Origin of the sequence: Imperialibacter sp. (genome assembly GCF_040222385.1) — a bacterium.
GTDB lineage: Bacteria > Bacteroidota > Bacteroidia > Cytophagales > Cyclobacteriaceae > Imperialibacter.
Window position 1 is genome coordinate 1 of record NZ_JAVKDF010000005.1, and the last position, 16,148, is coordinate 16,148.

General features: G+C 43.8%; 16 protein-coding genes. 7 read left to right on the forward strand and 9 right to left on the reverse strand.

Annotated elements, in window-relative coordinates:
* Nucleotides 1-1,157 (reverse strand): WD40/YVTN/BNR-like repeat-containing protein (locus tag RIG68_RS01315; protein ID WP_502880599.1); only part of this gene is annotated, 1,157 nt, incomplete at its 3' end.
* Between the two features lie 841 nt (nt 1,158-1,998).
* On the opposite strand from RIG68_RS01315, the gene RIG68_RS01320 reads away from it, so the two are divergent.
* The gene (locus RIG68_RS01320) at nt 1,999-2,478 is read left to right on the forward strand and encodes a hypothetical protein (RefSeq protein WP_152001033.1); all 480 of its coding nucleotides are present in this window, start codon (nt 1,999-2,001) and stop codon (nt 2,476-2,478) included.
* Nucleotides 2,479-2,557: 79 nt separating this feature from the next.
* Here RIG68_RS01320 and RIG68_RS01325 read toward each other — a convergent pair whose 3' ends face one another.
* From RIG68_RS01325 to RIG68_RS01335, 3 genes are all read right to left on the reverse strand, one after another.
* On the reverse strand, nt 2,558-2,977 hold the full coding sequence (locus RIG68_RS01325) for a hypothetical protein (RefSeq protein ID WP_350117948.1): 420 nt from the start codon (nt 2,975-2,977) through the stop codon (nt 2,558-2,560).
* A gap of 122 nt (nt 2,978-3,099) precedes the next feature.
* A complete protein-coding gene (locus tag RIG68_RS01330) occupies nt 3,100-3,813 on the reverse strand; it encodes an ABC transporter ATP-binding protein (RefSeq protein ID WP_152001035.1) in 714 nt (237 codons plus the stop codon).
* 26 nt (nt 3,814-3,839) lie between these two features.
* A complete protein-coding gene (locus tag RIG68_RS01335) occupies nt 3,840-5,090 on the reverse strand; it encodes an efflux RND transporter periplasmic adaptor subunit (protein WP_152001036.1) in 1,251 nt (416 codons plus the stop codon).
* A gap of 557 nt (nt 5,091-5,647) precedes the next feature.
* Here RIG68_RS01335 and RIG68_RS01340 point away from each other — a divergent pair.
* Nucleotides 5,648-6,100, forward strand: coding sequence for a T9SS type A sorting domain-containing protein (locus tag RIG68_RS01340; RefSeq protein WP_350117949.1), 453 nt, complete (start codon nt 5,648-5,650; stop codon nt 6,098-6,100).
* 64 nt (nt 6,101-6,164) lie between these two features.
* Here RIG68_RS01340 and RIG68_RS01345 read toward each other — a convergent pair whose 3' ends face one another.
* Entirely contained in the window at nt 6,165-6,590 is a 426-nt protein-coding gene (locus RIG68_RS01345) for an FKBP-type peptidyl-prolyl cis-trans isomerase (RefSeq protein WP_350117951.1), read from the reverse strand.
* Between the two features lie 223 nt (nt 6,591-6,813).
* Here RIG68_RS01345 and RIG68_RS01350 point away from each other — a divergent pair, with 223 nt between their 5' ends.
* From RIG68_RS01350 to RIG68_RS01370, 5 genes are all read left to right on the forward strand, one after another.
* Nucleotides 6,814-8,199: a sigma-54-dependent transcriptional regulator gene (locus RIG68_RS01350; protein WP_152001039.1), complete on the forward strand. Its 1,386-nt coding sequence runs from the start codon at nt 6,814-6,816 to the stop codon at nt 8,197-8,199.
* Nucleotides 8,189-9,559, forward strand: a complete 1,371-nt coding sequence (locus tag RIG68_RS01355; protein ID WP_152001040.1) for a sensor histidine kinase — start codon at nt 8,189-8,191, stop codon at nt 9,557-9,559. The genes RIG68_RS01350 and RIG68_RS01355 overlap by 11 nt, the downstream gene beginning before the upstream one ends.
* A gap of 69 nt (nt 9,560-9,628) precedes the next feature.
* Nucleotides 9,629-9,889: an acyl carrier protein gene (gene acpP, locus RIG68_RS01360; protein ID WP_350117953.1), complete on the forward strand. Its 261-nt coding sequence runs from the start codon at nt 9,629-9,631 to the stop codon at nt 9,887-9,889.
* A 64-nt stretch (nt 9,890-9,953) separates the two neighbouring features.
* Nucleotides 9,954-10,784, forward strand: coding sequence for a UDP-2,3-diacylglucosamine diphosphatase (locus RIG68_RS01365; RefSeq protein ID WP_350117955.1), 831 nt, complete (start codon nt 9,954-9,956; stop codon nt 10,782-10,784).
* An 18-nt stretch (nt 10,785-10,802) separates the two neighbouring features.
* Entirely contained in the window at nt 10,803-11,894 is a 1,092-nt protein-coding gene (locus RIG68_RS01370; RefSeq protein WP_350117957.1) for a glycosyltransferase family protein, read from the forward strand.
* Between the two features lie 7 nt (nt 11,895-11,901).
* On the opposite strand, the gene RIG68_RS01375 is transcribed toward RIG68_RS01370, so the two are convergent.
* The 4 genes from RIG68_RS01375 to RIG68_RS01390 form a co-directional block, all read right to left on the reverse strand.
* Nucleotides 11,902-12,477, reverse strand: a complete 576-nt coding sequence (locus RIG68_RS01375) for a hypothetical protein (RefSeq protein WP_350117959.1) — start codon at nt 12,475-12,477, stop codon at nt 11,902-11,904.
* Between the two features lie 12 nt (nt 12,478-12,489).
* The gene (locus RIG68_RS01380) at nt 12,490-13,011 is read right to left on the reverse strand and encodes a phosphoribosyltransferase family protein (protein ID WP_350117961.1); all 522 of its coding nucleotides are present in this window, start codon (nt 13,009-13,011) and stop codon (nt 12,490-12,492) included.
* Nucleotides 13,012-13,013: 2 nt separating this feature from the next.
* On the reverse strand, nt 13,014-13,496 hold the full coding sequence (locus tag RIG68_RS01385) for an Lrp/AsnC family transcriptional regulator (protein WP_152001046.1): 483 nt from the start codon (nt 13,494-13,496) through the stop codon (nt 13,014-13,016).
* A 233-nt stretch (nt 13,497-13,729) separates the two neighbouring features.
* Nucleotides 13,730-16,148: T9SS type A sorting domain-containing protein (locus RIG68_RS01390; protein ID WP_350117963.1), on the reverse strand; the 2,419-nt coding region annotated here is incomplete at its 5' end.

Sequence of the window (16,148 nt, forward strand, 5' to 3'; positions counted from 1 at the left end):
TCGCCCCGTCCTCTGACATATACACTGCTCGGCCCCGTCCAAGATCCATTGTCCTGCAAACCACCATATATATTGAACGGAATATCGTTATCCACGCTGATGTGATAAAACTGCCCTAAAGGCAGATTCTCAGGATAATACCAAGTTACGCCTTTGTCTCTCGTTACACCCATTCCACCGTCATTTCCGATGAGCATGAAGCTTGGGTCGTCGGGGTGAATCCAAAAGGCGTGATTATCGCCATGGAGTCGGCCCACATTTGTGAATGTTTTGAAAGTCTTTCCGCCGTCTTCGCTTACAGTGGTGCCACTAAAAATATTGTAGATTCTGTTCTCATTCGATGGGTCTACATAAATCTCCGCATAATAAAACGGCCTGTCCCCGATATTTTTAGTAGTCACCAACGTCCAGGTAAAACCGCCGTCTTCCGACTTGTAGAACCCGTTCTTTTTTGCCTCAACAATAGCGTAAACAACCTGCGGCTTTCCCGGCGCTATTGCCAGTCCCATTTTACCCAGTTCGCCTTCAGGTAGTCCATCCTCACTCGTAATCTTTTTCCAGGTTGTTCCTGCATCCATGGTCACATACATCCCTGAGCCCGCACCACCAGACTTAAAGAACCAGGGCCACCTGCGAAATTCCCACATATTGGCAATGAATTTATTGGGGTTGGTTGGATCCCGCACCATCTCGCCGATTCCTACTCTTTCGTTTACATACAAAATTTTACTCCAGGTCTTTCCTCCATCTATCGTCTTGTACACACCTCTGTCAGGCGTATCTTGCCAGGCTGACCCCTGCACACCGACGATTACCACGTCGGGATTGAAGGGGTCAACAAAAATCCGGTGGATGTTACGGGTGTTTTCCAATCCCATGTGTTTCCAGGTGGTACCCCCATCGTTTGACATGTAAACTCCATTTCCAGAATTGTGGCTATTTCTGGGATTGCCCTCGCCTGTGCCAACCCAAATAATATTTGGATTTCGCTGATAGATACTAATTGCACCGATGCTGGTTACCGGCTGATCATCGAAGATTGGCATCCATTTATAGCCTCCGTTCTCTGATTTCCACAGGCCGCCAGAAGCTGACCCAACATATATAATGTCTGGGTTGGATAAGTCCACATCGAAAGACGTTACCCTCCCACTCATTCCAGAAGGGCCGATGCTTCGTGCCGATAAACCCTGGAACATTTCACTGTTAATGACCTGAGCACTGATTAACCCTGGCAAAAAGAGTAAAATCAGACTTAACTTATATAAAATTCCATACCGCATAATATTAATTGAGTTAGTTGATATGCGGCCAAGTAAATACCAATCCCCTGCCTATAAAAAAAGTATTTATACGAGTGGTGAGTCGGGCGTCCTACCGCCGCACACTGTATTTTTCTGTTCATCAATCACTTACAGTGCGGGGCACTTACTGGAAGTTTAAACATTCGAAGAATTAACCTTTAGTTCAGAGTGAAGGCAGCACTTGAAATTTAGACGATGACGGAAAAAATAATTTTGAATCTCTCTTCAAAAATGTCCGCATTCTGCCATTCAGGCAAAGTAATTCTGACAAAAAACAGAAGCATGTTCTGAATCAAGCTTTCCTGAACGAAGAAACCAGTATGAGAAACAATAGCATTCGTTGATGTAAAAAATTGCACTTTTCAAGCAATAGTATACGGAAAAATGAGTCGTATCAGTAGTTTTACCCATCAATAATCCGTATATTCCCTTACTTCACAATCAATCAAGCGTCGAAATATGTATCATAAAATCAATAAAACGTTTCAATTGTTAGATAATACGCAAAACATCAATGTTAGCAAACGTTTTCGCTTCCAACTCTTCAAAAAATGAAGAAATAATACTTTTCTTATATTCAATTTGCTGTCAATATTTTTTTTTTAGGATTTGGTTACCGATATTTGTAGCTGACTTAAGGGAAAATTTAATTTTGCTGCTAGTCTTTGATGTTAAACTGTAAACTATAAGCTTTATGAAAAAAGGATTACTTCTTGCCGCCATGTTCGTTGGACTGTCTCTTGTGGGATACTCGCAAGAGTCGGATGTATTCTCTTTCAATTTTGTAGAAGACAAGCTGGATGACAGCAATGTAAATATGGCAGCTGTTGGTGGACACTATCTTGGGTCAGACATCGCAGTGAAGCTGGAACTTCTTAAAGATTCTTACACATGGAAAGAAGAAGGCACACCAAATAGCCCAACTACCAAAACTGTTGTTGAAAAGCCAGCGATATACTACTCCCTTAAGAAACTTGATAAGTACTACAAAAAAGCGATTAAGAAGGGTGATGTAACTGAAGAAGCAGCGAGAGACGAATTCGTTAAAGCTCTTGATATTGCCTTGTTCATCAGATATCAGGAAACTGCCGCTTTCGAAGACAAGCTTAGAGAACTAAAAGAAGAATCAGATATTGCTCTACTTTACACCAAGAAGGTTAAATTAGAATTCTAAAGCATTTAAGATAACCTGTAAGAGGGTTTTACTACTGTCGATCAATCGTAGACAAAGGGGTGAATGCCCCTTTGTTCATTTACAGCCGTTTAGCGTCTGTTAGGATGAAGCTAAGCTGATACACATCATCATCGTTTAGCTTGAGCGTGCCTTCAAAAGTTAGTTCATCATCCATTTTTAGCCCTTCCAACTTCTCGGTTGGAAATATCATCATCACCGACTCAGGCCCTGCTTCGCCGCAAAAAAAACAGGTTGCCATAGGGTATCTTGACAGCACAATGCCCTCCGACGAGAGGTCGATTGGAAGGTAGTATCCTTTCACGGTATACTTATTCCCCTCCATCTGGAGCAATTCTTGGTCAAATTGAGGTATGTAGAACGATGCCTTTTCATTCTCGATGTACCTGCTTTCAAATTTCACTCCTTCGAAAACCCTCCATAGGTTGGTTCCCTGAAAAGGCGAAACAAAAAGGGCAACTCCCAAAATTAGCTGTAACATACGTTCGAAGTGTTTTCTCTTGCAAAGGTAGAATCCTATTGTGTCGTACTCACTCCGCTAAAATAAAAAGGCAGGAAAGTAAAACCCTCCTGCCTGGTGCGTATTAGTCCTTAAATTTTGATTTATACCATCGCCTTGTCCTTGGCATTGATGTTTTCAGAAACGATCTGACCATCGAACAGGTGAATGATTCTGTGCGCATATTCTGCGTCTATTGGAGAGTGAGTCACCATGATTACTGTAGTCCCCCCCTCGTTCAAGTCGCTCAGTAAGTTCATAACTTCCTGGCCATTGGCAGAGTCAAGGTTACCAGTAGGCTCATCCGCAAGAATCAGCTTAGGCTTGGCCACCACCGCTCTCGAAATCGCCACACGCTGCTGCTGACCACCCGAAAGTTGTTGTGGGAAGTGGTTCTTTCTGTGCATGATCTTCATCGACTCCATTACTTCCTCTACCCTCTTCTTGCGCTCAGCCGCAGAATACTTCAAGTAGATAAGTGGAAGTTCAATGTTTTCATACACTGTGAGTTCGTCAATCAGGTTAAAGCTCTGGAATACAAATCCAATATTAGCTTTTCTCAAATCCGCTCTCTGGCGTTCCGAGTGCTTGGAAATCTCCTGGCCCATGAAGTGAAAATCACCCTCAGATGGGTTATCAAGCAGACCTATGATGTTAAGCAAAGTTGACTTGCCGCAACCAGACGGCCCCATGATAGCTACAAATTCGCTCTCACGCACTTCAAGATTAACTCCAGCTAAGGCAGTTGTTTCAATCTCATCTGTGTAGTAGAACTTCTTCAGTCCTACTGTTTTAATGACAGTTTTAGCATTTTCCATATGTATATGGTTAGATATTGGTTTATTTATTTAAAAACTAATCGATCCTTATCCTGATAACCCTCGTAGGAAGAGACAACAACTTTCTCTCCTGGTTGCAGCCCTTCTAACACTTCATAAAACCGTGGGTTCTGACGTCCCAATCTAATGTTCCTGCGTGTCGCAAAATCGCCGCTCGCATCCACTACAAATATCCAATTGCCACCTGTAGTCTGATAAAAGCTTCCCCTTGGAATCTGTATCGCCTGAATATTCTCGCTCAACTGCAGACGTATCTGAAGCGTTTGACCTCTTCTGATTCCATCCGGAACGTCTCCCTCAAAATACATGTCCACCTCAAACAGGCCATTTCTTACTTCTCCGTAGTTCTTCATGATTGTGAGCTCATAAGTCCCTCCCGCAAAGTCGAATGTACCCTTCAACCCTTCGTATATTCTGGCCAGGTAGTGCTCATCAATTTGCGCCCTTACCTTAAACCCATTCGTGTCATCAATCTGGCCAATGTTTTGACCGGGAGAAATTGACTCACCCACTTCGCCGTTCACAGTCGACAAACGCCCCGAAATAGGAGCCCTTATGTACAAATTCTCCAGGTTCTGGCGAATCATGTTAAGGTTGTTGTTTGTTCTCTGTAGCAATGCCTGAGAGTTGTTGATAGTGTTTTCAGCATTCAAAGAGTCTACCTTTTGAGACTTTACTTCAACAACCCTTGTTTTAATCAGCCTTTCATAGTCAAGCTTAGCTCTCAAAAACTCTTGTTCAGAAATTACCTTCTCCTTGAAAAGCTGCTCGCTTCTCTCATAAAGATCCTTCGCCTGAGCAATCTGATAGTCGAGCGTAATCAGCGTGCGCTGTAGCTGGAACAAACTCTGCTGCATCTGCAACCTCGTGTTTTGAAGCTGGTTCATCAAGATGAACGCCTGGGTTTCCTCCCTTATGAAGCTTTGCAACAAATTATTGTTAGTGAGCTTTAAAATAGTGTCCCCTTTTTCTACCTGAATACCACCCTCGTAGAATTTCTTCTCAATAATACCGCCTTCTATCGCATCCAATCGGATAGTCTTGATAGGCATGACCTGTCCATCGACAGGGATAAACTCCCTGAATTCACCATTTTGTACTTCAGCTACATTGATTTTATCAACAGACACATTGAGCTTGGAGCTTCGGTCTGCAAAAACAAAACTGTATATAACAAAAAGTACAAATGCGCCACTAAGCCCATAAATGGCGACTTTCTTGAGAGTAAATGTTTTCTTTTTAATTACACGATCCATTTGCTAAGATATTTCAAGTCCGTGCCAGTATCTCCAACAAAAATGCCACAAATTACAAATCGCTGATTATTAATCAATTACGGTTTGATTGGTTTTGCGAAATAGTTCGATTATGTACACTTAGGAGCGGTTGGTGTTCGCTATTGAGCAAAAGGAAAGACCTGAAGAACAGGCAAAAAAAAAAGATTCAGGCATTCGCCTGAATCTCAAGGTCAAAAACTCAAAATAAAAAGGACTAATCAAATCTTAATCCACAACAACACACGAATATAAAACAATCGGCTCTAAAATAAAATTCCTTCCCTCTAAATTTTGAATTTTTAGTCGTGTGGCTTTGGTCATTTCCCATACAGCCTTTGCCCCACAAATAACGGTAGGGCTGGCCAGGCATTGGCAAGAGGTCTCTAGACAAGGTGTGCAAGTGGAAACATTTCTTCAAAAAAGACTCCAAATAATCGCTCAGAGGCTCTTACGTTAAAAAAAGGTGCGAAAACTGAGGGTTGTTGAGGATACTGGCAGTATTTTTGCCAATGTAATGCGAAAGCACACTACTTTATATGAAACTACGGATATCAAAACGATTCATTTTACTACTGGGATTTGTCCTGGCACTACTGGCCATTTATTCAGGTGGCCTGGTGACGGCCCAACCAATACAGGATCAAAATGGTGCCGCTAGTTTAGACTCTGGTCGGGTTTCTAATAAAGTTCGTTCGCAAATTGTGGAGCAGGCCATCAACCATAAGGGACTGATTACAGATTCAAGGCTTGACTTTTCGCTAACCCCTACCGGCAGAAGTGAATTCGAATTGGCCTTCGAAAACCCCTATAAATACCCGGTTAAGATCAAGATTTATAATATCATAGGCAATCTAATAGCTGAAGAAGAAGCAAAACCAGGCGCTTCGTTTACCAAGAAGTACAACTTTTCTGACGAGAAAATGAGGCTATTTGTTGTTGAGGTGGGCAACCAGAAGCACAACCTTACCAAGAAGGTGACTACTATATAAAAAACAAGCCCCGCATTTCTACAGGGCTTTCATTCATATTAACAATTCAAGTTAAACAGGCCACTCAGCCAATTTCGACCAATTCTATTTGAAAAGTAAGGTCTTTTCCAGCCAAAGGGTGGTTAGCATCCAACACTATCTTGTCTGGCTCAACAGCAGTGACAACCACAGGCCGTGATTTGTCTCCATCGTTGATGGCGAGTTGCATTCCAATTTCTGGGTTTATGTCGGCGGGCACCTGGGCTATTGGAACTTCCACCAAAAGCTCGTCACTCCTTTCACCGTAGGCCTCTTTACTGGGGATGCTTGCTTCCCTTACTTCACCCAGAGCCATTCCGAGCACGGCTTGTTCAAAACCTGGTATCATTTGCCCTTGTCCTAAAGTAAAGGCAAGAGGATCACGACCTTCCGAAGAGTCGAACACCGACCCGTCTTCCAACTTCCCTGTATAATGTACTTTTACCGGATGTCCATTTTTTGCTACTGACATGTCTACCTTTTTTCTGTTTGCTAATTCTTTATGATTTAATTCAAAGGTATGGAAATATGGTTTTGATGAAAATCTATGCCGGGTAATGTTATGATTATGGACAGAAAATGTTCATATTCGTACATAAAAATCTCAATAAACCTTCATAACATTTTAATAATCAGCGCCTTTACCTTTGGCACAGTACTGGTGATGTATTTAACAGAGCGGATAACTACAACTTATGGAATCAGATAAAGAACTTGGAAAGATATTAATCATTGATGACGACGAAGATGTGCTGCTTGCAGCCAAAATGCTGCTCAGGAAGCATGCGGAGAATGTGATCATAGAAAAAAACCCAAAGAAAATACCTTTTCTACTCAACAACGACACCTACGACGTAATCCTTCTGGACATGAATTTCAGCAAGGACATAACCAGTGGAAAAGAAGGCTTTTATTGGCTGGAACAAATACTTGAACGAGAGCCAACAGCCGTGGTCATACTCATAACTGCTTTCGGAGACGTAGAAATGGCTGTGAAGGCGCTCAAGGAAGGGGCAACTGATTTTGTATTGAAGCCATGGCAAAATGAGAAACTAATTGCTACACTTTCTTCAGCAGCCAAACTGAAAAAATCAAGAAATGAAGTTACCCAGCTAAAGCAGGCCAAGCAGGCGCTCGAAGAAGGAATAAATCAGCCTTTCAAGGACATTATCGGCGAAAGCGATGCCATCAAGCAGGTATTCAATATCATTGACAAAGTAGCCCAAACGGATGCCAACGTGTTGATTTTAGGAGAAAACGGCACAGGCAAAGAACTTATCGCCCGGGCACTCCACCAAAAGTCGCTGAGAAAAGACAAGGTGTTTATCGGGGTTGACATGGGCGCCATTACGGAAACGCTGTTTGAGAGTGAGCTTTTTGGTCACAAAAAAGGTGCTTTCACCGATGCCAAAGACGACAGAGCCGGGAGGTTTGAGGCTGCCAATGGGGGCTCTCTGTTCCTGGATGAAATTGGAAACCTCAGCATGCAACTTCAGAGCAAGTTGCTCACTGTGTTGCAAAAAAGAGAAGTGGTAAGGCTGGGAACCAACAAATCTGTCCCTGTGGACATCCGCCTGATCAGTGCCACAAATATGCCAATCTACGAAATGGTGGAAGAGAGTACCTTTCGCCAAGACTTGCTTTATCGGATCAATACTGTTGAAATACACCTCCCGTCGCTGAGAGAAAGAATGGACGATATTCCGCTGCTTTGCGACCACTTTATCAAGATGTATTGCGGCAAGTATAGGAAGCCCATCAAAAAAATGTCGCCCATCGCACTCAAGAAGCTACAGAAATATCAGTGGCCCGGTAATATCAGGGAGCTGCAACATGCACTGGAAAGGGCCATTATCATGAGCGATTCCAATATGCTGTCGCCCGACGATTTTTTCTTTTTGAATCAGAAAGCTGAGAGCAAAGCAGAAGCTGAGCCTGAAACCTTCAATTTGGATGATGTAGAAAAGTCGGTGATTCAAAAGGCCATTAACCGGCACGGGGGTAATATTTCCAAGGCGGCCAAAGAACTTGGATTAACGAGGGCTTCCCTTTACAGAAGAATGGAGAAGCATGGCCTTTAAAAGCTTCAAAGCTGCTTTGATTATTAGGGTTGTGCTGCTGATTGGCTCAATCTTCCTGCTTACACACCTGTATTACAACGACTCCTATGACCTGACCAAAGCGTTGGTGATAGGGATGATTGGCTATCAGGTATATGCTCTTTTCCACTATCTGGACAAGTCAAACAGGGAGATTGCCAACTTTCTCAGTTCCATCCAATACGACGACTTCTCCAACACCTATACATACAGAAATACCGGTGGCTCCATTGACTTGCTTTATGAGCAATTCAATAATGTAATGAAGAAGTTCAGGGACATCAGAGCCGAAAAGGAAGCGCAGTACACTTATTACAAAACCATCGTTCAGCACGTGGGCATTGGCATCATCACGTTTGACAAACATGGCGAAATTCAAATGCTCAATACCGCCGCCAAAAACCTGCTACAGATCGGGCAAATAAAAAACATTTCGAACCTGAAAAGTATTAGCCAGGTACTTGTTGATGGATTTTTTATGCTAAAAACAGGTGGCAGAGACCTGATAAAAATCGAGCGCAATGGGGAGGAAGTACAGTTGGCAATTTATGCCATAGAGCTAACCATGCGGGGAGAGGAGTTCAAGCTTATTTCTCTTCAGAACATCAAAAGTGAGTTGGAAGAAAAGGAAATGGAGGCGTGGCAGAACCTGATCAGGGTGCTGACGCACGAAATAATGAACAGCGTGACACCTATTTCCTCGCTTGCTGGCACTGTCGAGTCAGAGCTTGGCCTACAGTTAAAAAATGGTGCCGAGGTCAATAAAATTACCAATGAAGAAATTCAGGACTTGTACCTGGCTGTGCAAACCATTCACCGGAGAAGTGACAGCCTGATAAAATTTGTTTCTGACTTTAGGAACCTGACAAGGCTTACCATGCCCAAGCTGGCCCAAACCAAGGTGCGTGACCTACTCGACCATGTTCTCATGCTTTTAAAATATGAAATAGAGCGGGGAGAAATTAAGCTCACTTACAAGGTAGAACCCAAGAACCTTGAAGTGCTGGTGGACAAAGAGCAAATTGAGCAGGTATTGATCAACCTGGTGAAAAATGCTATTCAAGCGCTGGAGGAAAACGATGAAATGGACAAGGAAAAGCTTTTGATCATTTCGGCCAACGGACTTGAAAATAATAGCGTGTCAATTTCGATCACTGACAATGGCCCTGGCATTGAAGAAGATGCGTTGAAGAAGATTTTCATCCCCTTCTTTACTACCAAGAAGAGTGGCTCCGGCATTGGTTTGAGTTTGTCGAAACAGATCATGAGGCAGCACAAGGGGTCGATCTCAGTGAAGTCTGTCATCAACCAGGGCACTGAGTTTGTGCTGAGGTTTAGCTAATCCAAAAATCTCATTTTCAGTTTCGTTTTTCCTCCATAATGGATAGATTTACTATTCACCCTGACTGAAATGGGAAGCACACTGGAGACCGTACGTTCTATTTTAGCTGACAAGCTGGCCTGCCCGTTGTCGAAAGTAACGCCTGATGCGTCTTTCTATAAAGACCTCGGGATAGACTCACTGGACTATGCGGAGCTGGTAATGGAGCTGGAAAGAGAGTTTGATATTACCATTCCCAGTTCAGAAGCCTCAAGAATTACCACCGTTAGCCAGGTAATTGACTATATCAACCGCCGGATCAAGTCCTGCAAAGGGTTTTCAAATTATTGATTTGATAAAGCGCACATAAAGGTGCAGTAATTGCCCAAGCCTACCTTTGGGGAAAGGTGGGAATGTGAAGGATTATTATAAAACCATTGTTCTTTCTGATATTCACCTGGGGCGCAGAGGTTCCAGACACAAAGATGTGATCAGTTTTCTGAAACACAGCATCTGTGAGAACCTGATTTTAAACGGCGACATCGTTGACCGGTTTAGCTATAACAAACCAGAGCTTTGGAAGAAAAGGCACTGGAGGTTCATAAAGGCACTTTCTCAAAAAGTAGCCGAGAATAACACCGCCATCACATTTGTTAAAGGCAATAGCGACGAGTTGCCGAACAACTTGCTCCCACTCGAAATGGGAGCTTTGAAACTGGTCGATAGAGTGGAGTATGAGTCAAATGGCAAGAAATTTCTTGTAATTCATGGTGATATTTTCGACACCTATAAGGGGCAATTCAGGTGGCTTGCCAGCCTTGGCAAAAAAGCTCATGGCCTGCTCTTTTGGTTTCATCATCAGGCACATAACTTAAGAGCCGTAATTGGTGTAAGGAACACCCCTTTCTCCGAAAAGGTGAATAGCAGATTGCCAATAGCAAATCGGTTTATTGAAATTTACGAGCAATCGCTTTGTCAGTTCGCCAAAAACGGCGGCTACGATGGTATTATTTGTGGACATTTACACATCCCCGCTATTAAGACCATAGATGGGGTGGTTTACATGAATTCAGGTGATTGGCTCTCTTCGGGATCGGCTCTGGTTGAATATCCCAACGGTGAATGGAAACATGTGTTCTACACCGAATCTCAAAGAGCTTTGTATGAAGAACTGGAAAATGAAGAAAAAGGCTTGAAATACTTAAACATTTATCCTTCTTTGAGGAGTGGATTTCTAAATCTGTAATTTTAGGTCGTTTCCTGAATGCCAACCAGTCCAAAAAGGTTTCTTTTTATTGTCCAGGGTGAAGGGCGTGGTCATATGACGCAGGCAATTTCACTGTTTGAAATGCTGACGGCGGCAGGGCAGGAAGTGGCGCATGTTGTGGTTGGAAGGAGCTCCCGGCGAGAAACGCCCTCTTTCTTTCAAAACAGAATTACCTGCCCACTCACCGGCATCTCCAGCCCAAATTTTGTGGCGGACAAAAATAATAAATCGGTAAAAATAGGTCCGACCATCACTCATAACCTGGTTCATTTTTCCAACTATGTTCAAAGCCTCAAATTGCTCAACAACATAGTTAAAGAGACAAAGCCAGACGTAATTATTAACTTTTACGATTTCCTTGGTGGCCTATATAATGGACTTTATAAGCCAAAAGCCGAATATATATGTATTGGCCATCAGTATCTCGCCTACCACAATCACTTTCCGTTTCCAAATAAACAAGGCTTCAACAAAAACTTGTTGCTTAATAACAACAAGCTGACCGCCTGGGGAGCTAAAAAGCTGCTGGCTCTGTCATTTGCCTGCTACCCGGAAGACAAGAGTAGTGGTGTGGTAGTAGTTCCCCCGTTGTTGAGGAAAGAGGTGATGAAGCTTGAACCAACAGAAGGCGACTTCATTCTCACTTATATGGTAAATGACGGCTATAGCAAAGAAATAGAGTCATGGCACAGTGACAACCCATCGGTAAAGGTTCAGTCGTTTTGGGACAAAAAAGGAATGCCAAATCCTCATCGTGTCGACGACACACTCACTTTCCATCAGCTCAGCGACACCATGTTTCTCCAGCTTATGAGCCAGTGCAAAGCATACGTGAGCACAGCGGGTTTCGAGTCTATTTGTGAAGCTATGTACCTTGGTAAGCCCGTGATGATGGTGCCTGTGCAGGGCCATTATGAACAGGCCTGCAATGCCCTGGATGCGGTTCAGGCGGGAGCTGGCGTCAGCTCCGAGTCGTTTAACCTGACAAAGGTCATTGACTACCTACCAAGTCATAGGCCGATAGTAACCGAGTTCAGAGAATGGACAGACCGTTGCGAAGAACTGATTTTGAAAGAGCTACTGGGTTAAAATTTCTCTACAGGTAAATTAACCCCTCTTCGTGCTCACCAACCACCGAATGCTCTCCCTTATTGAACCGTTGTGCTGTGACCAGTGCAAGAAGGGCATCTAGCTCGTGCCATGACTCAGGCTCCCGGCGCAAGGTTATTGCTGTTTCAGACAAAATTACTTCAGTACATTTTTGAATGTGCTCAACTCCACTTTTGTAGCCGAAATCAGGTAGCCCTAGACGATGTGCATGCCATTTTGGATAAGTTTCCAACACCTGAGTTTGGTTTGTAAGAAGCATCCGTGTCAGTCTCATTGCTCTGGCGGTAAGCCCACCCAGAAACATAGGAGACATAGCACTCAATTGCCTGTCACAAGCCCGGTAAAAGTAGTCCTTATGTTCAGCACAATGATCACGATAGACGCCAGGAAGAGACAATGGAGCATCAAGGAAAATAAGCTGTGGATTGTGGTGCTGGCCGAACTTCAGAATCATTTGATCGGCGTCCTGTCCTTTTCGGCTGGATAAAAAGTGAATCTCCCCACCTAATTGGAAGCAAATGCTGGTAGTACCAGCATTTGCTTCCATAATCGATTCCGACAAGCAAAACAGGCTTCAATAAAGGTAGACACCCATGCCCTTGCCTAACACCACCTCTACATGCTCGTCGATGGTAGTGGAGAGCTCGAAGCCTTTGTAATTGGCACTAATGGGAAATCGCTTGTGGCTACGATCAACCAACGTGGCAGTCTCAAGCCTTTTGATATCCGCACTAAGTAAAACGCTCATACCGTAAGCCATGGTACGTCCACTGTTGAGCACATCGTCCACCAGGACAACGCATTTATTTCTGAGGCTCTCAGGCGGGCAGGTGAGTTTTATCTCGTCTGCGGAAGGATCGTCCTTATTAATATCAAGCCTGACCAGGCTTAGCTTCATTTTTGCGATGCCCTCCATTTCCACAAGCAATTCTTTGGCGATCTCAAAGCCTTTGTCATAGATGCCGACCAGCACTATTTCCTTTTCGTCGAGATTAAACTCAACAATCTCAAAAGCCATTCTTCGAAGCTTTTGGAGCACTTGAGGCTTGTCCAATATCATGTTACGGCGGGTAGCCGTCTGCTGAACCTTCGGCATTTTTACTGAGGAATTGGTAGAACTTTACTGTCCTTAAAGGTAGCAAGAATTACCATAGACTGGAGGCTGTCGACTACTTCAATTTCGCTTACCTTCTCAAGCATAAGCTTTTGATAGGAGGCGATGTCTTTGGCAATTACTTTCAAAATAAAGTCACCACTACCAGTAATGTGATGGCACTCAATCACATCTTCGATTCGATTAATTTCATCGAGAAACTTATCTATGTTTCTCTTGTTGTGGCCCTTTAAAGTTACTTGCACAAACGTGCTAACCCCTAACCCAATTTTTTCTGTGTCAAGCTTTGCGTGATAGCTTTTGATAAGCCCGGAAGTTTCCAGCTTTTTTACTCTTTCGAGTGTGGGGGCCGGAGAAAGTCCAATTTCTTTGGAGAGTTGGGCGTTGGTAATTTTGGCATTAGACTGAAGAATTTCCAAAATCTTTCGATCAGTCTTATCCAGTTTAACGTTCAGGTTATTCATCATATGGGTCGCCAAATAAAATTTGCTACAAAGCTAAGTATAATATACTTTATTCTAAAATTTTCTTGATATCTGTCATTTTCCAGTAATTTATTAAAGGAATTTGGCATTGCGTATAAAATTTTGCAATAAATTGTCACCAAAAGGAACTTCTGTCAATTTGACCTATTCCAAATAATATTCCTTAAACTGCTGAAAGGGTGAATACCACTATGGAAGGAAAGAGAATCCGTGCTTTACCTTTTCACAATTCTCCTGACTGCTTCGTTTCCCTTGCTTTGCACTCTAAGTAAGTAGATTCCCTTGTTAAAGTGAGCCATTTGAAGTGACAACGACGTTAGGCCGGCCTTAAGAGCATAATACTTTTCGGAAAACATCGGTTGACCCGTCATGCTTAACACGGTAACTTCGGCATCACCTGCTTCTGGGAGAATCAGCTCAAATGTAAGACGGTCATCCACGGGGTTAGGGTATGGGTTGTTCACAAGGAACCCTTCAGTAAATGAAAGGCAATTTGAATTGTCCTGAGGTGAAAATTCAAACTCTCCGTCCTTTAGAATGGGCACAAGCTTAATACATACCTTTTCCACAGGGCTGTTGGCAATCACCAACTCAAATTGTAAAGAATGAGAAACTGACTTGCCCGGCGCTACAGTTCCGTTGTACTTTTCTGAAATGGTGACCCGGTCATCAACTACTATTTCGATGGGAAAGTTCGTCTGCGCTATACTGCCTCGATTGGCGATATTCAGAATAAATCTAAGCTTCCCTTCTGTGTCGGTGTAGTTAACCGACCGAAGTTGCAGGTCTATTTTTGGGAGAGCAACAGTGACCACGCTAGTTGTAGTATCTGAGCATCCAAACTCGTTAAATGCGACGAGGCTTACCAAATAGTCTCCCTCTTTATCAAACACCCGACTGATGTCCTGCTCGTTGCTAACAGAGGCGACACCGTCACCGACAAACCAGGAATAAGCCGTCGCTCCATTTGATTCATTTGTAAAATTAACTGTCACCGGTAGCTGACCTACAGACAGTGAATGACTGAAGGCTGCCACAGGTGAGTTATTAATTGTCACATTCTTGCTGATGGATATTTCACACCCTTTCTCAGTCTTTAGGAACAAGCTTACGTTATAGTTCCCTGCTTGTTTGAACTGATAGTAGGCCTTGGGGCCGTTTGCAGACGCCTGGCCAGCGAAATCCCATTTCCTGCTAATGATGGGGTCATCAGGGCTGGTGCTTAAGTCGTTGAACTCTGTTAATTCGTTGACACAAGCAGAAGTGAATCCGAAATCAATTGATGGCAATTCATTGACCTGTACGGTCTTTGTTAATGAAATGGTGCACAGGTTTTTCGTGGTTATCTGTAGCGTAACGTCGTAGCTCCCAGGGTTTTTGAAAACCTCATTGACGGTTGCAGAGCTGTAGAACTGATTATTGATACTCCATAAGCGATCAACAATTGGATTCTCGGCGTCGCTTGTGGACTGGTCAACAAATGTTGTGGCCTGTCCCTCGCAACCAGTGTTGACTAAAAATGCGACCGTTGGTGATGGCAGCACATCAATTTCTCTGGTAAGTATTTTGGAACACCCGTAGTTCGAACTAACAGACAGCGTAACAGTATATTTTCCTGCAGTTGGGAATTCAAATATCGGATTCCGTTCATTGGACGTGCCAAGACCTGCAAAATCCCAGCTCCATTCTGTGATATTGGCATTTTCCGCAGTGCTTTGGTCAGTGAATTGCACCGCTGCGCCGCTGCAAGCAAGATCATGTTTGAAATCAGGCACAGGTATCGCACTTATCGCCACCTTCTCGGTAAAGGTAGTTTCGCAGCCTAAGTCATTGTTCACAGTGAGGCTCACCTGATAGTCGCCGATGGTTTCAAAGAACGTTTCGGGGTTTTCTACTGAGCTCGTGTAGCCGTTCCCGAAATCCCAAGTGTAGCCGGTTATTCCGTCACCAGTGGTTGTGTTATTGAACTGCGTTGTGGGGCTAATGCAATTGCTGCCCACGGTAAATCCTACTGTCGGCCCCTCTAACAGGTTTATTGTTTTGCTCACAGAAGCTTCGCAACCCGGTATGCCAACGGTTAGTGTAATGATTTTCTCTCCAGCGGTAGCAAATGCATAGGTGGTGTCCTTTCCCAGGATGGTGGCCTCACCATTAAAGTCCCACGTCCAGGTGACGAGGCTGTCGGGAGGCAGGTTGGGGGTTAAGTCTTTCAGCGAAAGTGTGTTGTTGCTACAAAGGCCTCCATTATAGGTGATGCTAAAATCAGGTTCGCTTATGTCGTAAATGCCGATGGTTTGCCGTGACGTGTTGGAGCACCCACCGTCATTCTGGACGGTGAGGGTTACTTCGTATTCTCCGGCTGATGAGAATTGGTAAGCCGGATTAGGGTCAGTCGAGTCTTCTATCCCATCGCCGTCGAAGTCCCAGGAGTAGGTGGTGATGTCGCCGCTTGTGTTGATTGAGGTGAAGGTGGTGGGGGTGGAGAGACAGATTCCCGTGTAACTAAAATCTATGTCGGGCGAAGTGCCACTACTAACCTCCAAACTCTTCAATAATGACGCTTTACTGCCCCCACTGTGCGTCCCGGTAAGCCGCACATATTTTGTGCCTGAACTTACATACTTTACACCCCCA